At 35.2% G+C, this 21,184-nt stretch carries 18 protein-coding genes and 1 tRNA gene; 10 read left to right on the plus strand and 9 right to left on the minus strand.

Features of this window, described 5'->3' with window-relative positions:
- The first annotated feature begins 309 nt into the window (after positions 1-309).
- On the plus strand, positions 310-1,899 hold the full coding sequence (locus AC23MC_RS14270; protein ID WP_487569024.1) for an aspartate:alanine exchanger family transporter: 1,590 nt from the start codon (positions 310-312) through the stop codon (positions 1,897-1,899).
- A 19-nt stretch (positions 1,900-1,918) separates the two neighbouring features.
- Here AC23MC_RS14270 and nadD read toward each other — a convergent pair whose 3' ends face one another.
- The 5 genes from nadD to AC23MC_RS14295 all read right to left on the minus strand — a co-directional run bounded on the left by nadD (position 1,919) and on the right by AC23MC_RS14295 (position 5,298).
- A complete protein-coding gene (gene nadD, locus AC23MC_RS14275; RefSeq protein ID WP_487569025.1) occupies positions 1,919-2,500 on the minus strand; it encodes a nicotinate (nicotinamide) nucleotide adenylyltransferase in 582 nt (193 codons plus the stop codon).
- 1 nt (position 2,501) lies between these two features.
- Positions 2,502-3,080 (minus strand): guanylate kinase, encoded by a 579-nt coding sequence (gene gmk, locus AC23MC_RS14280; protein ID WP_487569026.1) that lies wholly within the window; start codon positions 3,078-3,080, stop codon positions 2,502-2,504.
- A 24-nt stretch (positions 3,081-3,104) separates the two neighbouring features.
- Complete coding sequence (locus AC23MC_RS14285) at positions 3,105-3,965, minus strand: YicC/YloC family endoribonuclease (protein ID WP_487569027.1); 861 nt, start codon at positions 3,963-3,965, stop codon at positions 3,105-3,107.
- 96 nt (positions 3,966-4,061) lie between these two features.
- Entirely contained in the window at positions 4,062-4,949 is an 888-nt protein-coding gene (locus tag AC23MC_RS14290; RefSeq protein ID WP_487569028.1) for a DMT family transporter, read from the minus strand.
- Positions 4,942-5,298, minus strand: coding sequence for an arsenate reductase family protein (locus AC23MC_RS14295; protein WP_487569029.1), 357 nt, complete (start codon positions 5,296-5,298; stop codon positions 4,942-4,944). Before AC23MC_RS14295 ends, AC23MC_RS14290 begins: the two co-directional genes overlap by 8 nt.
- Positions 5,299-5,450: 152 nt before the next feature.
- On the opposite strand from AC23MC_RS14295, the gene AC23MC_RS14300 reads away from it, so the two are divergent.
- Both AC23MC_RS14300 and AC23MC_RS14305 read left to right on the plus strand, forming a co-directional pair.
- Positions 5,451-5,524: transfer RNA gene (locus AC23MC_RS14300), tRNA-Ile, on the plus strand.
- Positions 5,525-5,792: 268 nt separating this feature from the next.
- The gene (locus AC23MC_RS14305; RefSeq protein ID WP_487569030.1) at positions 5,793-6,026 is read left to right on the plus strand and encodes a PID-CTERM protein-sorting domain-containing protein; all 234 of its coding nucleotides are present in this window, start codon (positions 5,793-5,795) and stop codon (positions 6,024-6,026) included.
- A 23-nt stretch (positions 6,027-6,049) separates the two neighbouring features.
- Here the strand turns inward: AC23MC_RS14305 and AC23MC_RS14310 are convergent, their stop codons facing one another.
- A complete protein-coding gene (locus AC23MC_RS14310; protein ID WP_487569031.1) occupies positions 6,050-6,640 on the minus strand; it encodes a riboflavin synthase in 591 nt (196 codons plus the stop codon).
- Positions 6,641-6,698: 58 nt separating this feature from the next.
- On the opposite strand from AC23MC_RS14310, the gene pdxA reads away from it, so the two are divergent.
- From pdxA to AC23MC_RS14345, 7 genes are all read left to right on the plus strand, one after another.
- Complete coding sequence (gene pdxA / locus AC23MC_RS14315; RefSeq protein WP_487569032.1) at positions 6,699-7,748, plus strand: 4-hydroxythreonine-4-phosphate dehydrogenase PdxA; 1,050 nt, start codon at positions 6,699-6,701, stop codon at positions 7,746-7,748.
- Between the two features lie 84 nt (positions 7,749-7,832).
- The gene (locus AC23MC_RS14320) at positions 7,833-8,372 is read left to right on the plus strand and encodes a YceD family protein (protein WP_487569033.1); all 540 of its coding nucleotides are present in this window, start codon (positions 7,833-7,835) and stop codon (positions 8,370-8,372) included.
- Between the two features lie 9 nt (positions 8,373-8,381).
- On the plus strand, positions 8,382-8,576 hold the full coding sequence (gene rpmF / locus AC23MC_RS14325) for a 50S ribosomal protein L32 (protein WP_026709628.1): 195 nt from the start codon (positions 8,382-8,384) through the stop codon (positions 8,574-8,576).
- Between the two features lie 163 nt (positions 8,577-8,739).
- Positions 8,740-9,738, plus strand: a complete 999-nt coding sequence (locus AC23MC_RS14330; RefSeq protein WP_487569034.1) for a beta-ketoacyl-ACP synthase III — start codon at positions 8,740-8,742, stop codon at positions 9,736-9,738.
- A gap of 24 nt (positions 9,739-9,762) precedes the next feature.
- Entirely contained in the window at positions 9,763-10,260 is a 498-nt protein-coding gene (gene accB / locus AC23MC_RS14335; protein WP_487569035.1) for an acetyl-CoA carboxylase biotin carboxyl carrier protein, read from the plus strand.
- A gap of 115 nt (positions 10,261-10,375) precedes the next feature.
- The gene (gene accC, locus AC23MC_RS14340; protein ID WP_487569036.1) at positions 10,376-11,722 is read left to right on the plus strand and encodes an acetyl-CoA carboxylase biotin carboxylase subunit; all 1,347 of its coding nucleotides are present in this window, start codon (positions 10,376-10,378) and stop codon (positions 11,720-11,722) included.
- Between the two features lie 371 nt (positions 11,723-12,093).
- Positions 12,094-13,431, plus strand: coding sequence for a sigma-54-dependent transcriptional regulator (locus tag AC23MC_RS14345; protein WP_487569037.1), 1,338 nt, complete (start codon positions 12,094-12,096; stop codon positions 13,429-13,431).
- Here the strand turns inward: AC23MC_RS14345 and AC23MC_RS14350 are convergent.
- From AC23MC_RS14350 to AC23MC_RS14360, 3 genes are all read right to left on the minus strand, one after another.
- A complete protein-coding gene (locus AC23MC_RS14350; protein ID WP_487569038.1) occupies positions 13,420-15,834 on the minus strand; it encodes a hybrid sensor histidine kinase/response regulator in 2,415 nt (804 codons plus the stop codon). The genes AC23MC_RS14345 and AC23MC_RS14350 overlap by 12 nt on opposite strands.
- Before the next feature lie 83 nt (positions 15,835-15,917).
- Positions 15,918-17,822 (minus strand): S9 family peptidase, encoded by a 1,905-nt coding sequence (locus tag AC23MC_RS14355; protein WP_487569039.1) that lies wholly within the window; start codon positions 17,820-17,822, stop codon positions 15,918-15,920.
- 91 nt (positions 17,823-17,913) lie between these two features.
- On the minus strand, positions 17,914-21,111 hold the full coding sequence (locus AC23MC_RS14360; RefSeq protein WP_487569040.1) for a reprolysin-like metallopeptidase: 3,198 nt from the start codon (positions 21,109-21,111) through the stop codon (positions 17,914-17,916).
- Positions 21,112-21,184 lie beyond the last annotated feature (73 nt).

Raw genomic sequence — 21,184 nt, forward strand, 5'->3', positions numbered from 1 at the left:
GAAAATAAGCACTTTAAATATACTAACTTTTGCTTTTTTGTACAACTTTTTTAGTGAAATTATATCGAACTCACGTTTTTTAAATTCTTTATCAAACAAAGTTACAAAAGGATATGTGGAACAAGTGGTAAAGGAGTGTTAAGAGATGAATAGTAAAAAAAGTCAAAATTCGATTTATTTCGATTTATTTACTTACTTTCATTCACGAAATGGTTATCGTAAATAATTGAAATAACAGTAAATAATTGATAAAAGTCAGTTTTGTAGCTCACAATTCAAAGTAACTTTGTTAATAAATAAAACATAAAAATGGACTTTATTCACACTACCTATATTGCCTTATTTTTAATCATATGTATAGGTTTCATTATTGGAAATATTAAAGTAAAAGGAATATCATTAGATGTCTCGGCTATCATATTTGTTGCTCTGTTCTTTGGTCATCTTGGAGTTACAATGCCGGATATTTTAGAAAAATTAGGACTTATTTTATTTATTTACACCATCGGTTTGCAGGCAGGTCCCGGTTTTTTTGATTCTTTTAAAGAACATGGCAAAAATCTAGTGTTAATGACGGTTGTGGTAGTTTTTTCCGCAGCTCTTTTAGCAATACTTTCAATTGTTCTTTTAGATATAGAAAAACCAATTGCCATCGGTTTACTTGCCGGAGCTTTAACTAGCACACCGGGTTTGGCAACCGCAATCGATGTTACTAATTCACCGTTAGCTTCTATTGGCTACGGAATAGCTTATCCATTTGGTGTTATTGGCGTGATTTTATTTGTAAAAATATACCCAAAACTTTTTAGAACCAATCTGGAAAAAGCAGAAGCAGATTATGAACTTATTACGCATGGTGCTTATGATGCCATTACAACAAGTCATTTTGTGGTTGAAAATGAAGGAGCTGTTGAAAAAACAATAACAGAACTAAGAGTACGATCAATGACAAAAGGAGTTATTTCTAGAGTGATGCATGACGGAAAAGCATTTACTCCAACTCCTGAAACCGTTTTGCATAAAGGGGATTACATAAAAGTTGTAGGCACAAAAGAAGCATTACGACGCGTGAAATATCTTATTGGACCAAAGGCAGATGTCGAAATTTCGTTTGGAGATGATTATGTAGTGCAATCTTTTCTTCTCACAAAAACAGAATTGGTTAATAAACCTTTGGGAGAACTTAATTTGCAAAATAGTTACAATGCAAACGTAACAAGAATAAGACGAAGCGGTATCGATTTAGCACCAAGTCCAAATCTTATCCTCAAAATGGGGGACAAATTAATGATTGCCTGTGCCAAAGACAATACGCTGCAAATTTCAAATCTTATTGGTGATAATAAGAGTAAATTGTCTGACACCGATTTCTTTCCTTTAGCTTTAGGAATAGTTATTGGGATATTAATTGGTGGTGTATCTATCTCGTTTGGCGATTCATTTACTTTTAATTTAGGACTCACTGGTGGTATTTTAATCGTCGCCATCATCTTAGGTAGAGTAGGTAAAACCGGAAATGTTTTGTGGGTAATGAGTGGTAATTCTAATCAATTATTACGGCAGTTTGGTTTAATGTTATTTTTAGCTTCTGTAGGTACAAAAGCTGGAGGAACCTTAGTTGAAACATATACTCACTATGGAATAAAATTGTTTTTAATTGGTGGTGTGATAACCCTAATTCCGATGATATTGGCTGCTATTACTGCAAAAATATTCTTCAAAACCAATGTATTAACTCTTTTAGGAACCATAACAGGAGCCATGACAAGCACACCCGGATTGGCCGCTGCTGACAGTTTAACCAAAACCAATGCTCCATCTGTAGCCTATGCAACAGTTTATCCTATTGCGATGGTTTTACTGATTATTTGTGCTCAGGTGATCGGATTGTTTTTCTAGTGATTTTTGGAAGGATTTTCTATTTTCTATAAAACAAATTATGATCTAAAAAAGCCCAAACATTTTCAGGTAAAATGGCTCTCACATTTTTGCCATTTTTAATGCTTTCCCTAATGAAGGTAGAAGATAATTCAATCACCGGAGCACCTACGCGATGAATTTTTGGATGATTGATAAATTGCTCATCAATTAAACCGGAATTCAATCTCGGATAGACAAAAATGTCATGGTTTTGAAGAATTACTTCGTAGTTTTTCCATTTATGAAGAGAGTTCAAATTGTCTTCACCCATAATTAAAGCAAATTCATAATTCGGATATTTTTCCTGAAGATGAGCCAATGTGTTGATGGTATAATTCGGTTGAGGTAATTTGAATTCGATGTCGGAAGGTTTTATTTTTGGATAGTCTTTGGTCGCCAAATGCACCATTTCCAAACGATGGTAATCATCCAACAACGTGTTTTTTTGTTTGTGCGGATTATGTGGTGTAACCACCATCCAAATTTGATCTAAATCGGAATATTCAGCCATATGATTGGCAATGATTAAATGCCCCACGTGAATGGGATTGAAGGTGCCGAAATAGAGACCGATTTTCATTTTAATCATTTTGATTTATAAATTGTTTTACCAATTCATATGCTTCCGCTTTCGCAACCTCTAAATCATAATTTTTAATTACTTTATCAAATTGTGGTGCGGTTGCCAATTCAACAGATGCTTTTGCAATTCGCATATTGATTTTATCTTCACTTTCTGTAGAACGTTTTTTTAATCGAATTTTCAACTCGTCAATGCTGGGTGGTTTTACAAAAACGGCTAACGTTTCTGTTTTAAATTTCGATTTTATTCGTAATCCGCCAGCTACATCAATGTCAAAAATGACATTTTTTCCTTTTGCCCAAATACGTTCAACTTCACTTTTTAATGTTCCGTAAAAATTATCACGGTACACTTCTTCCCATTCAACAAACTCTTCGGCTTTAATGTGGTTTTTAAATTCTTTAAGCGATATAAAATAATAATCTTTTCCGTGCACTTCTTCACCTCGTGGTTCTCTGGTTGTACAGGAAACAGAGAATTCCAAATTCAAGTCGGGTTGAGCCAACAAATGTCTAACAATTGTAGTTTTTCCGGAGCCTGATGGAGCAGAGAAGACAAGTAGTTTTCCTTTATTCATTGTGGTGTTTTATATTTCTCTATTTTACAACACGTTTAAAACCTGTTCCTTAATTTTTTCCAATTCATCTTTCATCATCACCACCAATTTTTGCATTTCTGAATGATTCGATTTTGAACCCATCGTATTGATTTCACGACCTATTTCTTGTGTAATGAAACCTAATTTTCGTCCATTCGCTTCTGTTCCGGCAATGGTTTCGATGAAATAATTCAGATGATTTTCTAAACGAACACGCTCCTCCGTAATATCATATTTTTCAAGATAGAAAATCAATTCTTGTTCAAAACGGTTTTCATCCACATTGGCTTCCAATTCATCTAAAGCGGTTCGAAGGCGATTTTTTACGGTTTCAATTCGTTCAGCATCCATGCTTACGGCTTGATTCATATAATTTCGAATGTTTTCGATTCGCATTACAAATTCGTTTTCAAGCGATTTTCCTTCATCCATACGAAAAGAAGCAATGTTTTTCATCGCATCATCAACTACTTTCAGAATTTCATTCCATTCATTTTCATCAATTTCATCGCGTTCTGTTTTGAGAGCATCCGGCATACGAACAGCCATTTTCATCAATTCGGTTTCGTCTGCATTCGGAATCACGGCTTTCATTTGGTTAATGTAACCCCTCACAATGGGCACATTGATTTTGGAAGAAGTTTCTTCACCGGTAACTTCAATAAAAATTGAAAAATCGACTTTGCCTCGTTCCAACTTTTGCGAAATCACATTGCGTAAACCCAACTCCATTTCACGATAAACAGAAGGCATTCTGACATTCAAATCCAATCCTTTGCTGTTTAACGACTTAACTTCTACTGTGATTTTTTTGGTTGAAAGTTGCTTAGATGTTTTTCCAAAACCAGTCATTGATTGTATCATATTTTTATAAAAAATGTTTTCAAAGATAATAAAAAGTGGTCAGTCTTCAGATGAAATAGTGGTCAGTTCTAGTGATTACCAAAAACTAATTACTGGTTACTGAATACTCTTCTTCTGTGTTACTAAATAAACTCCCACAAATATTAAGATAGCAGAACCAATTTTCACCCAACTCAATTCATCTTTCCCTAAACTAATTGCAAAAATGGTGGCAAACAACGGTTGAAGGTAAATAAAAACCGCCACCGTAGTAGGTTTTAATTCCCGCATGGAAACCAAGTTCAATAAATACGTTAAGAAGGTTGAAAAAACCACTACAAAACCAATTTTCCAATAAATATCAGTAGGAACTAATGCCCAATTTACAGCATCAAATTCGCTCCATCCAAAAGGCAAAACCATGATGAGCCCGAATGTATAAATCCATTTTACGAAAGTAAAAGCATTGTATTTATCCATTAATTTTTTAACGATGATGAGGTAAAAACCATAGGATATGGCATTGATAAACACCAATAAATTTCCGAGCATTTCGTTTGGAGCATTAATCATCGATTTTCCGTAAAGTATGAGCGAAACCGTTCCCGCTAAACCTAAAACGATACCAAAAACTTTTCTTTTCAACATCCGTTCCTTCATAATAATTGCTGAAAGAATAAGCACAATCATAGGTGTGGTAACCATCAAAACTGCTCCCATGATGGGCGAAGTGTAGCTTAAACCTTTAAAGAATGTTAGCATGTTTAAAGCCACACCAAAAAAAGCAGCAGCAATAATTCTGGGAAAATCAGATTTTGCAATTTTTTCTTTTGGTCCAAAAAAGGAAACCATCCAAAACAATAAAACAGAACCGCCAACACGAAGTAAAATGAAACCGAAAGGCTCAATAAATTCCGGCATAACGTCTTTGGCAATGGTAAACGTAACACCATAAATAATGGACACCAACATGGCAGCCATTAATGCCCAATGTCTTTTACTCATTTGCTAAAAAGTCAATTGCGGCTTGAACGTTTTTGGGACTATTGCCGATGAAAATAGTATTATCAATTACAATAACCGGACGATTTAGGAAAGTGTAATGTTCTAAAATGTATCGTTTGAAGTCAGATTCGGTGAGTTTTTCATCTTTCAGCCCCATTTCTTTATATAATTTGGCTCTTTTGCTGAAAAGAACTTCGTAATTTCCACTTAAATGATGAAGTTCTTCAAGTTGTTTTACTGTTATTGGTTCTTCTTTAATATCTTGAAAGATAAAATCCTTTGTATTAGGAAGTGATTTGATGATTCTTTTACAAGTATCACAGGTTTTAAGGTGGAAAATTTTACGCATCACACATTTTTTTGCAAAAGTAAGTACTTTTTGAGTATTCTAAATCAATAAATTGAGGTGATGATAAGGTTTACATTTGGTAAAGTCTGTAATAATATTGATTTATATTTTGAGTAAATCAAAAATAGTAGTAATATTGCACTCTCTAAACCGGTCCTATAGCTCAGTTGGTTAGAGCACCTGACTCATAATCAGGTGGTCCCTGGTTCGAGCCCAGGTGGGACCACAAAAACCTTCATAACAGGAGGTTTTTTTATTTTATAACAGCTAATAAAAAATTTTTCGTAATAATTGTAAACCAAAACCAAACATTTTACGTTAATATAATTTTGAAATCAAAGAAGTTAGCAAAAAAAATGTACTTTTGGCGATGATTTGAGAATTTCATAGACTTGAGTCAAAAAAAAGTCAACTAAGTTTTCGTTTTATAGAGATTTTTACTTTATTTGTCAAAATATTTTGTTAAAGAAAAAATTTATTTACATTTACACCCTATGAGAATTGTTCCAAATAAGTTTTTAATCACCCTAATGGGATGCTTTATAGGAATGGTTTCGTTAACTGCTCATGCTTCATCATCAGTAGCTAATCCAAACCCTCCACCACCTACACCACCACCACCTGGTTTACCGATTGATGGAGGGGTTATCCTTTTGTTAGTAATAGGTTTAGTATTTGCTTTTTATAAATTCAATTACTACCAAAACATAAAAAAAACGCTGAAATAATTCAGCGTTTTTTGTCTATTTTTTTATTTTCTGAGTTCGTTTAGCCGCGAAACATATTTTCCAATCACATCAAATTCTAAGTTAACAATCGAGTCTTTCTTTATCGAATGAAAGTTGGTGTGTTCAAATGTATAGGGTATAATAGCTACACTAAATTCATTTAATTTTGAATTAACAACCGTTAGACTAACGCCGTTTACAGTAATTGAGCCTTTTTCAATCGTAATATTATTTAAAGAAGAGTCGTAATTGAATGTGAAATACCAACTTCCGCTTGCTTCTTCAACAGCAATACATTTTCCAATTTGATCCACATGACCTTGCACAATGTGTCCGTCCAATCGATCGCCTAACTTCATTGCTCTTTCCAAATTAACAACATCTCCTTCTTTCCAAGACCCTAAATTCGTTTTATCAATAGTCTCTTTAATGGCTGTAACAGTGTAGTTGTCATTTTCAATAGCCACAACGGTCAAGCAAACGCCATTATGAGCAACACTTTGATCAATTTTTAATTCGGAAGTAATGCCGGAAGTAATTGTAAAGTGAACATTCTCTTGTTCTTTTTCAATCGATTTTATTCTTCCGAGAGTTTCTATAATACCGGTAAACATTTGTAGTTTTATTTTTGTAAATTTGCACTTCAAAATTAGCAATAAATTACGTCTTGTCATGGTTAAAAAAGCAGAAAATATTCTTGTGGGAATTTCAATCGGAGATTTAAACGGAATTGGAAGCGAAGTTGTTCTTAAAACATTTGAAGATTCAAGAATGTTAGAACTTTGCACGCCGGTTATTTTTGCCAACGTTAAAATGTTGTCTTTCTTGAAAAAAAGTTTTGAATCAACAACAACACTTCACGGAATTGACAATTTAGACCAGATTATCCCCGGAAAAATAAATGTTTTCAATCTTTGGAAAGAAAGTTTTAATTTAGAATATGGTGTTGCCAATGATATTGTGGGAAGTTATGCCGTGAAATCGTTTGTTGCTGCCACCAAAGCTTTAAAAGAAGGTGTTGTTGACGTTTTAGTTACAGCCCCAATCAATAAATATAATATTCAATCAGAAGAATTCAAATTTCCGGGTCACACCGATTATTTAAACCAAGAATTAGAAGGCGATGCTTTAATGTTGATGGTAAATGATTCGTTGCGAATTGGATTATTAACCGATCATATTCCGGTAACAGAAGTTTCTAAGCATTTGACCGAGAAATTAATCAAACAAAAAATTGAAACAGTCAAGAAAACGTTAATCCAAGATTTCAAAATCGGAAAACCAAAAATTGCTGTTTTAGGATTGAATCCTCATTGTGGAGATAATGGTGTGATTGGCAAAGAAGACGATGAAATCATCCGTCCAACCATCAAAAAAATGTTTGATTCCGGAACTTTCGTTTTTGGACCGTATGCTGCAGATAGTTTTTTTGGAAATAAATCACACGAAAAATTTGATGCCGTTATAGCTTGTTATCACGACCAAGGATTAATTCCATTTAAAACATTATCGTTTGGAAATGGCGTAAATTACACCGCCGGATTAAACAAAATCAGAACATCACCCGATCACGGAACCGCATTTGAAATTGCCGGAAAAAACCAAGCCGATTTTAATTCGTTTAAAGAAGCGGTTTATTTAGCAATAGACATTTATAATTCCAGAATAGAATATAACCAAATTACCGAAAAACCCCTGAAAACAAAGGAAAAACAGTTTTAAACAAAAAAATGTTCATAACTGTCTTGCATTTGCGATAATTTTATATCTTTGCAAACCGAATTTTTGGGACAAATTGCTGTTGAGATGAAAGTATCTAATGAATATTTAATTCCGTTTATCGGATTAAAGCAGGGAAAACATCAATTTGACTATCAAATAGATAAAACGTTCTTTGATCGCTTCGAATACGACGAATTTGAAAGCTGTAATGTAAAAGTAGATGTTGTTTTAGATAAAAAATCAACAATGCTTGAGTTGCACTTTAAACATAAAGGAACTGTTCATGTGCCTTGTGATTTAACCGGAGAGCCATTTGATTTGCCAATTAAAGGTAAGATTAATGTAGTTGTTCAGTTTGGTGATGCTTTTAACAATGAAAATGAAGAACTGCTCATCCTTCCACATGGTGAACACCAAGTAGATGTGTCACAGTATATTTATGAAATGATTGTGCTTTCAATTCCATTAAAAAGAATTCACCCCGGTGTAAAAGACGGAACATTGAAATCGAAAGCAATCGAAAAATTACAAGAACTGACAGTCAAAGCGAAGAAAGAAGAAACAAAAAGTGAAGAAACTGATCCTAGATGGGATCAATTAAAAAAACTATTAACGGATAAATAATATAGTAAAATGGCACATCCAAAGAGAAAAACCTCGAAAACCAGAAGAGACAAAAGAAGAACTCATTATAAAGCAACTGCAGCTCAAATTGCAACTTGCCCAATTACAGGTGAGGCACATTTATACCACAGAGCATATTGGCATGAAGGTAAAATGTACTACCGTGGACAAGTAGTAATCGACAAAACTGAAGCTGTTGCTTAGTACTTTCTTATCGTATATAGATAAACTCTCACCATGTGGGAGTTTTTTTGTTATACCTCTATTTTAACAAAAATAAGCCATCCCGAAATAATCAAGTTTAGATTTTTTTTTGTAATTTCCACCTCTTTTATCCTTTATGGGAAAAGAAAAACAATCAAACCCTATGAGTAAAACAACAGCCGCCATAACCGCAGTGGGTGCTTATGTTCCAGACTTTGTATTATCTAACCAAGTGCTTGAAACTCTTGTTGATACAAATGACGAATGGATTACATCCAGAACCGGAATTAAGGAAAGAAGATTATTAAAGGATGAAGGAAAAGGTACTTCCTTTTTAGCAATCAAAGCAGCTCAAAATTTAATTGAAAAAAGCAACATCAATCCGGAAGAGATTGATATGGTTATCGTAGCAACCGCTACACCCGATATGCTCGTAGCCTCAACCGGCGTTTATGTAGCCACACAAATTGGAGCAGTAAATGCTTTTGCGTATGATTTGCAAGCTGCATGTTCCAGTTTTCTTTTTGGAATGTCAACTGCCGCAGCCTACATTGAATCAGGCAGATATAAAAAAGTACTTTTAATTGGAGCAGATAAAATGTCTTCCATTATAGATTATACCGACCGTGCAACCTGCATTATCTTTGGAGATGGTGCAGGTGCTGTTCTTTTTGAGCCTAACCACGAAGGTTTAGGTCTTCAAGATGAATACTTGCGAAGCGACGGAATCGGACGTGAATTTTTAAAAATTGATGCAGGCGGATCAATTCTTCCTCCATCAGAAGAAACAGTAAAAAACAGACAACATTATGTTTTTCAAGACGGAAAAACAGTGTTTAAATATGCCGTTTCCGGAATGGCAGACGTGAGCGAAAAAATCATGCAACGTAATAACCTTACGCAAGATAGTGTAGATTGGCTAGTTGCTCATCAAGCAAATAAACGTATCATCGACGCAACTTCAAGCCGAATGGGTGTTGATGACAGCAAAGTATTAATCAATATCGAAAAATACGGAAATACTACTTCGGCAACTTTACCACTATTATTAAGTGATTTTGAACATAAATTCAAAAAAGGAGACAACCTTATTTTTGCCGCTTTTGGTGGCGGATTCACTTGGGGTTCTATCTATTTAAAATGGGCATACGATAAAAAATAAAAACTAAACTAAACTAAAAATATCATGGATATTAAAGAAATTCAAAACCTAATTAAATTTGTAGCCAAATCAGGAGCTACCGAAGTAAAATTAGAAATGGATGATTTTAAAATCACCATCAAAACAACGGAAGCTGGAGCTGCAGAAGCATCTTATTTTCAAAATTATCCTAATGCTCAACCTATGCAAATGGTTCCGCAACAACAACATCAACCACAGCAAGCTCCGGTTCAAGCCGCTCCCGTTACTCCCGTTGCTGTAGAAGCTGATGAAAACTCGAAATATGTGGTGATAAAATCGCCAATGATTGGAACATTATACAGAAAACCTGCACCGGACAAAGCTCCTTTTGTAGAAGTAGGTGCAACAATTTCTAAAGGTGATCCTGTTTGTGTGATTGAAGCAATGAAATTATTCAACGAAATTGAAGCTGAAATTTCAGGAAAAATCGTTAAAATTTTAGTGGATGACATGTCGCCGGTAGAATTTGACCAACCGTTATTCTTAGTAGATCCATCTTAAAAATTAGAAATTAGAAATGAGAAGTTAGAAGTTTTTAGATTGGAAATCATCCGTTCTAAATTCTAAATTCTAAATTCTAAATTCAATTACTGTCTAATTATCTAATTTAAAAAATATGTTTAAAAAAATATTAATTGCCAATCGTGGAGAAATTGCACTTCGTGTAATTAGAACCTGTAAAGAAATGGGCATTAAAACCGTTGCGGTATATTCTACTGCCGACGCAGAAAGTCTTCACGTGAAATTTGCTGATGAAGCAGTTTGTATCGGTCCGCCACCAAGTAATTTGTCGTATTTAAAAATGTCAAATATTATTGCCGCGGCTGAAATTACGAATGCTGATGCAATTCATCCGGGTTACGGATTTTTATCTGAGAATGCTAAATTTTCGAAAATATGTCAGGAACATGGTATCAAATTTATTGGTGCTTCGCCTGAAATGATTGATAGAATGGGTGATAAAGCATCCGCGAAAGCGACCATGAAAGCTGCCGGAGTTCCTTGTGTTCCCGGTTCTGAAGGGTTGTTGGAAAGCTACGAACAAGCCGAAAAAATCGCTAAAGAAATGGGTTATCCTGTGATGTTGAAAGCGACTGCCGGTGGTGGTGGAAAAGGAATGCGTGCCGTTTGGAAAAAGGAAGAACTTTTGAAAGCATGGGAAAGTGCTCGTCAAGAGTCAGCAGCAGCGTTTGGAAATGATGGTATGTATATGGAGAAGTTGATTGAAGAACCTCGTCATATTGAAATACAAGTGGTGGGTGATGCGTATGGAAAAGCGTGTCATTTATCGGAAAGAGATTGTTCGGTGCAACGTCGTCATCAGAAATTGACGGAAGAGACTCCATCTCCTTTTATGACGGATGAATTACGTCACAAGATGGGTGAAGCGGCAGTAAAAGCGGCTGAATTTATTAAGTATGAAGGAGCAGGAACTGTTGAGTTTTTGGTTGATAAACACCGTAACTTCTACTTTATGGAGATGAACACACGTATTCAAGTGGAGCATCCTATCACGGAACAAGTGGTGGATTATGATTTGATTCGTGAGCAAATATTAGTTGCCGCAGGTGTGCCAATTTCAGGTAAAAACTATTTACCGCAATTGCACTCGATTGAATGTAGAATTAATGCGGAAGATCCTTATAATGATTTCCGTCCTTCACCGGGGAAAATTACGGTTCTTCACGCACCGGGTGGACATGGTGTTCGTTTGGACACGCACGTTTATGCGGGTTACACAATTCCGCCGAATTATGACTCGATGATTGCGAAGTTGATTACAACGGCTCAAACCAGAGAAGAAGCCATCAGCAAAATGAAGCGTGCATTAGATGAATTTTATATTGAAGGAATTAAAACGACGATTCCGTTTCACCGCCAGTTGATGGACGAACCGGATTATGTTGCCGGAAATTATACAACGAAGTTTATGGAGAGTTTTAAGATGAACGATCTGGAATAGATAGAAAATCCCAAGTGTGAGCTTGGGATTTTCTGTTTCCTTTTTACACACATTTTCTCAAAATGCCACACTTTTTCACACTTATTCTCTTTTATTGAATTTGTTATCAAAGATTAAAAACCCCTATTTTTCTGCTGTTTGGTGGTTTTTATAGTTTGTGAATTAATTTGGTATGATTTTGTATTTAGACTATATAGAAAATTGGTTTAAAGACAAACACAATGAATTGGTTTAGTTAAGTAAAGTAAACACCAAAACAAATTAACTACTCTAAAAAGAGGTCTGCACTACGACCTCTTTTTTTATTTAAATAAATTTTAAGAAAAATATCGATAGAATCACTTATTTTAGCTAAAACCTAATTCAACCTAATGAAAAAGATTTTATTGATAGAAGATGACATTGCCTTTTGTAAAATGGTGAGCAATTTTTTGTCTAAGAATAACTATTCCGTTTCTACAGCCTATACTGCAAATGAGGCGAAAAGCCTGTTTAAAGACACAGATTTTGATTTGATTATGTGCGATTTGCGTTTGCCTGACAGCGATGGAATTGAATTGATGGTTGAATTGAAACTAAAAAAACCAACGATTCCGGTGGTGTTGATGACCGGTTATGCGGATGTGACTACCGCTGTGAAAGCAATGAAAAAAGGTGCTTCGGATTATATTTCGAAACCGTTTGTGCCGGAAGAGGTGTTGCTGGTTTTGAGCAATGCTCTTTCTAAAAAAGTTGAAAAAACAACTACTTCTATACCAGTTTCTACTCAAAAAACGATTGCTCAAAAAAGTGAATTTGTAAGCGGAATCAGTTCGGTTTCAAAAGCAATGAGCAATCATATTCAATTGGTGAGCCCGACGAATTTATCTGTTTTAATTATTGGCGAAAGCGGAACCGGAAAAGAAGTTGTGGCAAAGGAAATACATAATTTAAGTCAAAGAAAAAATGCTCCGTTTATTGCTGTAGATTGTGGTGCGATACCGAAAGAATTGGCAACAAGCGAGTTTTTTGGTCATTTGAAAGGTTCGTTTACAGGAGCGGTGACAGACAAAATAGGTCATTTTGAATCGGCTAACGGTGGAACCTTGTTTTTGGATGAGGTGGGAAATTTATCCTACGAAAATCAAATTCAATTGTTGCGTGCTTTGCAGGAAAGAAAGGTTAAAAAAATTGGTAGCAGTACGGAAGTTACTGTTGACATTCGCGTGATTGCCGCCACCAACGAAGACCTGAAAGAAGCGGTGAAAAACGGAACTTTTAGAGAAGATTTATACCATCGGTTGAATGAGTTTTCAATTGTTGTGCCTACGTTAAATGAGCGAAAACAGGACTTGTTGATGTATGCCGACTTCTTTTTAGATAAAGCCAATGAGCAATTGAATAAAAATGTGTTGGGATTTTCTCCGGAGGTGATTCGGATTTTTCAAGCCTATTCTTGGCCGGGAAATTTGAGGGAATTGCAAAACATCATCCGTAGATCAACTCTTTTAACGCAAGGAAGTTTGATTGAAAAAGAAGTGATTCCGCCTGATTTTTTTGAAGAAGAAAATCAATCGAAATCGGTTTTTTCTAAATCGGAAAACGAAAAAGAGATGATTGTTAAAGCATTGAATCTTTGCAACGGAAACAAATCGGAAGCCGCAAAAATGCTTGAAATTAATCGGAAAACCTTATATAACAAATTGAAATTATATCAGTTAGAGGATTAATTCTTTTTGAAGAAGCGTTAGTAATTGATTAGACTTCTCTTTTATTTCCTCAAAAATAGTTTGTATTTCTTCCGTTGATAATTCAGTTTTTTCACATTCTTCTAATTTTTGAAGCAAGAGCACGGTTTCTTTCACATCTAATTGATTCATCATCGGAATCATGCGGTGCGAAATGGAAGCAATTGTTTTTTTATCTGAATTTGAAATTGCCTCTTCAATGATGGCTAAATTGGAAGAAGTGTTTTCTATAAATGCTTTTAAAACTTCGTTAATGGCCAGTTCATCGCCGTCTAACATTGTTTTCAAATTCTTTAAATTATATTCTTTTATTGGGGCTTCAGATTGCTCTGTCAAATCGGGTTTGACATCTATATTTATGTGTAACACTTCACTTAACACGGCTAATAAATCTTCTGAACGATACGGTTTGTGCAGTACAGCTGAAAATCCTTTTTCATCATACACATTCTTCTCCAAATCTCTTTGTCCGGTAATCGCAATAACCGGAATTTCCTTTGGAATCTGATTGATTAACTCAAAACCACTCATTTTTGGCATTTGAATGTCAGTAATAATCGCATCGTAAATAGTTGTTTTTAATGATGAAATTAGTTCTTCAGGATCATCAAAAGAGCTCACATTGAAATGATAAATTTTTAAAAACTCTGTGGTTAACTGCAAAAGGGAACTATCATCGTCTACTACAGCAATCATGAATTTTTTATTTTTATTTTCCGAAATAACAGGAATTTCCGTTTTGGTTTCCACCATTTTTGCAGGCAAGGTTAATTGGAAAGTGCTTCCTTTATTTACTTCACTTTGTACGGTTAAACTTCCTCGTAAAATTTCGGCTAATTTTTTACAGATGGTTAATCCTAAACCGGTTCCGCCATATTTTTTTTCGATAGATTTGTCTGCTTGGGTAAATTCATTGAAAATTAAGTTGAGTTTACTGCTTTCTATCCCAATTCCGCTATCTTGAACAATAATAGTTAGTTGATTTTGATGATACTTTGCGGCAACTTTGATAAAGCCTTTTTCGGTGAATTTGTAGGCGTTTCCGATTAAATTACTTAGAATTTGTCTGATTCGTAACACATCACTTTCTAGCGATAAATTGGCGATTGATTCCAATTCAAATTGAAGCGAAATGGGTTTTATTGGATATAATGATTGAATACTTTCGGCTACTTCAATTATTAATTTATTCAATTCAAAAACACTATTTTCCAGTTCAATTTTTCCGGCTTCTATTTTAGAAAAATCAAGTAAATCATTTACCAATTGATTGATGTAGATTGATGAACTTTTGATGTTTGACAAATAATAATTCTGCTTTTCGGAAACACCGCCCATACTGATTAATTCGCTAAAACCTTGAATCGTGTTTAAAGGTGTTTTTAAATCATGGCTTACGGTCGCAATCAATTGTTCTCTGGCGGTTAAAAGTGATTCTGTTTTCTTTTTTTCTATTTCTAATTGTTTTCTGTAGCGTTGATTTTTTAGAAAATCGCTGGTGATCAAAAGGAAAAATAATCCGGTCATTATGAGTCCGATTACTGCTGCCGTAGTTAAGATGGAAACGGTTTTTTGCTGAGCTTCTTCTCTGGAAAGATTGTTTAAGTTAGCTTTTTTGATGACATCCGATTCAAATTCGACCAAAATTTCATTTAACTTTTGCGAGATAAATAAATCGTTTCGGAGTAATTCAATTTCTTTGTTTTTTTGAGTCGTTGTTTTTTCTTGGTTTTTTAGCCGAACATCTTCTAAAATTTTCTTTGAAGAAACGAGAATGGAATCAATTTGTTTGTCGGTTAATGTGCTTTCAGATTCTTTGGGAACATTTTGATTGAGATAATCTACATATTCTTGATACACTCTACGTTCGTAGGCAGATAATTTAGAAGGGTCTATTTTTAAACTTTCTAATGTGATTTTACCCATCGACTCTTCAATTCGGGTTAAATCGCTTAATGCATTATCGATAGGAAAGTAGGTGTTTTGTGTTTTATTGATTTTTTTTAATTCTTCGATATTGGAAACTTTTTGTTGAAGAATAATTTTTAAACTGTCTAAAAGAACAACTTGTTTTTCGTTATCAATTTTTTCTCCAAAGGAATCAATAGCGGTGATTAAGCTTTGGTTTTCTTGATTAAATAATTCAAAATCTTTTGCAAGATTGGTTTGAATGGCTACTCGTCCTAAATTATCAACATCATAAATTTTTGAAATTAAAGACCCTAAACGAATGAGCTTTTGGTTTTCTTCTACCGATTGATTTTCGTAGTTTGAAAACAGTTTGTTTTCTTTGAACAACATGTATCCCACTGAAATAACTAAAACAGCTATCAATAAATAACTGATTAAAACTTTAAGCGGAATGAATGTTGATTTTTCGGCCATTCTCAAAGATAAAAATAACGAAAGGTTTTATTTCTTTAGGAAGTGTTAAAAATGAAAAATCCCGAATTGCTTCGGGACTTTTGTTATAACGTTTCTTTTAACCAACCAAAAAATTCACGTTGCCAAACGATAGCGTTTTGCGGTTTGAGCACCCAGTGATTTTCGTCTGGGAAAAGTATAAATCGGCTTTTGATTCCTTGCAATTGAGCTGCTTGAAACGCTTCTTGTCCTTGTCCAATTGGCACACGGTAATCTTTTCCACCTTGAATGATAAGGATTGGCGTGTCCCATTTGTTCACCATCTTCACGGGATTGAATTGGTTGTATGATTTTTGAGCAGCAGAATTGTTGGTTTCCCAATAGGCTCCGCCGATATCCCAATTGGTGAAGAAAACTTCTTCGGTGGTTCCGTACATACTTTCTAGATTGAAAACGCCGCAATGAGAGATGAATGTTTTGAATCGTTTGTTGTGCATTCCTGCTAAATAAAACACAGAATATCCGCCGTAACTGGCTCCAACAGCACCCAATCGTGATTTATCGACATAACTTTCTTTGGCTACATCATCTATGGCAGAAAGGTAATCATCCATCACTTGTCCGCCCCAATCTTTGCTGATTTGTTCGTTCCATTCTACTCCGTGACCGGGCATTCCGCGACGGTTGGGAGCCACGACTACGTAACCTTGCGAAGCCATCAAACTGAAATTCCATCGGAACGAATAAAACTGCGATAATGCTCCTTGTGGACCACCTTGGCAATACAATAACGTTGGGTATTTTTTAGTTTTATCAAAGTTGGGAGGAAGAATTACCCAAACCAACATTTTCTTGCCATCGGTTGTGGTGACGTATCTTTTTTCGAATTTTGGTAAGGCTAATTTGCTATACGTTTCATCATTTACTTTTGTCAATTGAAGCCACGTTTTTTTCTTAAAATCATAAGAAAAAAGTTCTTTGGCGTGATTCATATCGGTTCTGCCAAGAATTACTTTATCTCCTGAAAAACCAACAATATCAGTTACATCAAAATCTCCGGTAGTAATTTGTCTAACTGTAATTGCAATTCGGGTTAACCCAGGAAAGTTCACTTCAAACAATTGAACAGTTCCGTCAACGGGAGCGATGAAGTAGATTTTTTTACCATCTTCACTCCATTTAAAACTGTCAACCGTTCCATCCCAACCGGAAGTTAAATTGATATCTATTCCTTTGAAACGAACAATGATATCGTTTTTATCAGCTTCAAAACCATCGCGTTTCATTTGTAACCAAGATAAATCTCCGTTTGGAGAAATGGTTGGATGGGTGTCGTAACCTAAATTGCTTTCGGTTAAATTTTTAGTGGTTTTTGATTCAAGATTATATTCGTATAAATCGGTGTTTGTTGAAGTAGCATAAGCCGTTCCTGATTTCTTTTTAGAAACATAAATAATACTTTTGCCATCTTTTGACCAAACATAATCTTCGTCGCCACCGAATGGTTTTTGAGGAGAATCAAACGATTCATCTTTCATAATATCAAAGAATGAATCTTCTTTATTCACTTCTGCAAAACCAACGTGGTTGTGATTTCCTTCATTCCACGTATCCCAATGACGGTAATCTAAGGCGTTGTAAACTTGAACATCCGATTTGTCTAATTCAGGATAAATGTCTTTTCCGTTAATCTTTTCAATTTTTACTTCTTTATGTGAAAGGATGTATTTTCCATCAGGTGAAAGATTTTTATCAATTAAAAGTTCTTTGGTTTCAGTAATTTCTGTTGCAACGCCACCATTTATTGGAATGCTATAGGTTTTTGAATTGGATTTATTTTCTTCAACCGAAGGTGTAGAGACTTTAAAAAGGATACTTTTTCCGTCTTTTGTAATTCCTAAAGGAGATACTCTTCCTAATTTCCACAACATTTCGGGAGTTAGCACTTGTTGAGCAGTAGCGGCGGTTAATCCCATAAAACATGATACGATTAAAATTATTTTCTTCATTTGATAAAAATTTAAAGGCTAAAAGTAACGATTTTTTTTCATAAAAAAAGCCACCTCGATGGAGATGGCTTCTAAAAAATTGTATTTTAAATTATTGTTTAATGAATCGTTTCGTGTCAACTTTTTCATTGTTAGAAACTTCTAATAAGTACGTTCCTGATGCCAAAGAAGAGACTGAAACGCTGTTAGTATCTAATTTTCCGTTTGCCACCACTTGACCCATTAGGTTGATGATTCGGTAAGTTGTGAAATTTGTTTCACTAGAAATATATACTAAACCATCTTTCACAGGGTTTGGATAGAGTGTGATTGACGTTCTAGAAACTGATTCAATTTCCATTTCTCCTTCTCTTCCTGATGAAACGATATTTACGGTATAATCTTCCACTTCACCATACGAAAAAGTTTCACAAGAAGTTGGTGATGCATTGTATTTCATTGAAACTCTCATTCTTGTTGAGCCCAGCAAAGCTGAAGCAGGCACTGTAAAACTACCTGAAATTGGTGTTGCAGTTGTTCTGTTTCTGTTGAAAACTTGCTCACCACTATCGGCAAAATCACCATCTCTATTCCAATCTATCCAAACACGGTAAGCTTCACTATAAACTGTTCCTGTCCAAGCTGGAGTGATTGTAATCGTGTTACTTGTTCCTCTTACTAAATTAGTAGATAAATTAGTAAAGTTTCCATAACCACCATTATTTCCTGATAAATTGTTGATGGAACCTAACTGAACTCTGTTGATATATTCATCTGCAGTACTGTTTCCTTTTGAAACACAATAGGTAACTGAATTAGCTAATGTAGTTACGTTTACGGTGTTGCTATTTCCTGAAATATTTCCGGCAGCATCTTTTGCTCTAACATAAAAAGTGTAAGCCGTTGAAGCTGTTAATCCAGTTACAGCATAAGTTGTTGATGCTGTTGAAGCCAAGAAAGTTCCGTTTCTGTAAACATCATAACCTGTTACTGCAACATTATCTGTGGAAGCTGTCCAAGCTAAATTTGTAGAAGAAGAAGTTGTTCCCGAAGCTGTTAAATTTGTTGGTGTTGATGGAGCTGTGGTGTCTGGTAGAGGAGCACTCAAAGTAGTTACATTAACGGTATTACTATTTCCGGAAACGTTTCCTGCAGCATCTTTTGCTCTTAAATAAAAGGTGTACGCCGTTGAAGCTGTTAAACCTGAAGCAACATACGTTGTTGAAGTTGTTGATGCTAAAAAAGTTCCGTTTCTATACACATCATACCCACTAACTCCTACATTGTCTGTTGATGCTGTCCAAGTTAAATTAGTTGAGGTTTGTGTGGTTCCTGAAGCGGTTAAATTAGTTGGTGTTGAAGGAGCTGTTGTGTCTGTTACACTTCCAGTAATGGTAAAATTAGTATTCGAAACATCAAAGAAGATATGATTTGTTCCTTTAACCATAATACGGTTTTGATTTCCAGGTGTGTTTGGAATTGTCACAGCTTGTGTTCCATCATTTGGTGTAGCGGCTAAAAGCGTTGACCAAGTTGAACCACCATTGGTGGATAATAAGATGTCAACGTTTGCACAATTTACGTTATTCGCCGTAGTTCCGGCTACATTCCAAGTTACGGTTTGCGTACTTCCTCCGGCATATGAAACTGCTGTGTTTGGAGAAGAAACAGTAAATGGCCCTGCTGTTCCGTTAACTGTTACAATCATATCATCACTATTATTGGCAGAACCACCGGCTCTGTTGTCGCGAACGGTTAATCTAAAATTCATAGTTCTTGCTACAGAAGGTAAAGCTTCCACGGTAATTTCTGTACCGGCAGTTGTGGTTGCACCAGCCAATACTCTAGACATGTTAGGAAAGTATCTTACAGGAGATGTAGATGAATTATATGAACGAAAAGTTGGTCCCGTCGTTCTTGTTGCACTTGCCGCTGAGCTTGCTCCGGTTGCGTTGGAAGCAGCGTTGTCAAATTGTTCCCAGTTGTAGGTTAGCACATCCCCGTTAGCATCTGTTCCGGCTCCGGTTAGCATAAATGGTGTGCTTTTTGGGATGGTATAATTTAATCCAGCATCAGCAGTTGGAACGGCATTTCCGGTAGCCGTATTGGTTTGACACGTTTTATTTTTTATGTTATTCGTTACTTGTTGAATACTAAAAGCGTGAAAATAAGCATCAGAATTTGGTTGAACATCTTGAGGAGTAATACCTGCATAACCCATAATTGTTGAACCAGAACCAGGTTCCATATTTGCACCGGTTCCTTCATTACTAAACGAAAATGTGTGATTTGCACCGAATTGATGACCGATTTCATGGGCAACATAATCAATGTCAAAAGTGTCTCCGGTCGGGATTGTGCTTGATGTAAAACCGCTTCCTTTGCCAGAGCTACATACACATCCAATACAACCTGCATTTCCGTTGTTGGATGCTCTTGTGAATAAATGACCAACATCATAATTAGCATCACCAATCACTGAAGTAAGAGTGCTTTGAAGTTGGCTGTTGTAGCTTGTTGTATAAGGATCTGTTGTTGAACTAGTGTAAATAACAGCATCTGTATTGGCAATTAAAACCATTCTAATAGCAAAATCTTTTTCAAAAACACCATTCACACGCGTCATTGTGTTATTAATGGCAGCTAAAGCTAAGGCTTTTGTTCCGCCAAAATAGGCAGTATATTCTCCTGTAGTTGAAACGGCTAAACGGAATGTTCGTAAAGTGCTGTCGTCCGCATTTGGTCTTAACGTAGATGGGTCAACTTGATTTTGTACTTGGTCTATAACTTTACATTCAAAAGGTGAAAAGTTTTTTGCTTTGTCAGCTTTTTTATAAACAGAATATGTGGTTAAGTCAGCTGATAAAGGTTCAATAAAAACAGCCGATTTTCCGGCATTCAATTGCATGGATTTAAACCCAAGCGGAGAAATACTGAAATAAACAGTTGAAGTTGGATTATCAACGCCAATTCCGATGTACGATTTAATTTCAGGATAATTTGCTGCCAATTCAGGTGCTAAAATAGAGTTTTCATAGACTTTGAATCGTTCCATTTCGCCATTTTCATTTGGAAAAGAAATAACTTTTCCGTCTTTGGTTTGGGCAAAACGATTGGGTGCTGATGAAAGAATAGATTTAATTCCTTCAACATCTAATTCAAAAACATTTTTTTGTGGAAGTTGCATCTCGCTTTCTAAAAGTGTGGTATTACTTTTTAAAGCTGTGGCTTTCCAGAAATTGCTTTTCTCTTGAGCATTAGAAAAGCATACACTTGCAAAGAGTGCAATGGTGAGTAATTTGAGCTTCATAAATTTTGGTTGATTAGTTAATATCGAGCCAAATGTAAAATTATTTTTATGTCGTTAACGGATGATTCTACTA

It is taken from the genome of Flavobacterium sp. T50_26, assembly GCF_057652995.1.

Bases quoted from the DNA above. Each gene is read 5' to 3' on its own strand.
- AC23MC_RS14285 (WP_487569027.1), bottom strand. From the start codon at position 3,965: ATGATACAATCAATGACTGGTTTTGGAAAAACATCTAAGCAACTTTCA.
- AC23MC_RS14305 (WP_487569030.1), top strand. From the start codon at position 5,793: ATGAGAATTGTTCCAAATAAGTTTTTAATCACCCTAATGGGATGCTTT.
- AC23MC_RS14310 (WP_487569031.1), bottom strand. From the start codon at position 6,640: ATGTTTACCGGTATTATAGAAACTCTCGGAAGAATAAAATCGATTGAA.
- accC (WP_487569036.1), top strand. From the start codon at position 10,376: ATGTTTAAAAAAATATTAATTGCCAATCGTGGAGAAATTGCACTTCGT.
- pdxA (WP_487569032.1), top strand. From the start codon at position 6,699: ATGGTTAAAAAAGCAGAAAATATTCTTGTGGGAATTTCAATCGGAGAT.
- AC23MC_RS14290 (WP_487569028.1), bottom strand. From the start codon at position 4,949: ATGAGTAAAAGACATTGGGCATTAATGGCTGCCATGTTGGTGTCCATT.
- AC23MC_RS14355 (WP_487569039.1), bottom strand. From the start codon at position 17,822: ATGAAGAAAATAATTTTAATCGTATCATGTTTTATGGGATTAACCGCC.
- AC23MC_RS14330 (WP_487569034.1), top strand. From the start codon at position 8,740: ATGAGTAAAACAACAGCCGCCATAACCGCAGTGGGTGCTTATGTTCCA.
- nadD (WP_487569025.1), bottom strand. From the start codon at position 2,500: ATGAAAATCGGTCTCTATTTCGGCACCTTCAATCCCATTCACGTGGGG.
- AC23MC_RS14350 (WP_487569038.1), bottom strand. From the start codon at position 15,834: ATGGCCGAAAAATCAACATTCATTCCGCTTAAAGTTTTAATCAGTTAT.
- rpmF (WP_026709628.1), top strand. From the start codon at position 8,382: ATGGCACATCCAAAGAGAAAAACCTCGAAAACCAGAAGAGACAAAAGA.
- AC23MC_RS14345 (WP_487569037.1), top strand. From the start codon at position 12,094: ATGAAAAAGATTTTATTGATAGAAGATGACATTGCCTTTTGTAAAATG.
- accB (WP_487569035.1), top strand. From the start codon at position 9,763: ATGGATATTAAAGAAATTCAAAACCTAATTAAATTTGTAGCCAAATCA.
- AC23MC_RS14320 (WP_487569033.1), top strand. From the start codon at position 7,833: ATGAAAGTATCTAATGAATATTTAATTCCGTTTATCGGATTAAAGCAG.
- AC23MC_RS14295 (WP_487569029.1), bottom strand. From the start codon at position 5,298: ATGCGTAAAATTTTCCACCTTAAAACCTGTGATACTTGTAAAAGAATC.
- gmk (WP_487569026.1), bottom strand. From the start codon at position 3,080: ATGAATAAAGGAAAACTACTTGTCTTCTCTGCTCCATCAGGCTCCGGA.
- AC23MC_RS14360 (WP_487569040.1), bottom strand. From the start codon at position 21,111: ATGAAGCTCAAATTACTCACCATTGCACTCTTTGCAAGTGTATGCTTT.
- AC23MC_RS14270 (WP_487569024.1), top strand. From the start codon at position 310: ATGGACTTTATTCACACTACCTATATTGCCTTATTTTTAATCATATGT.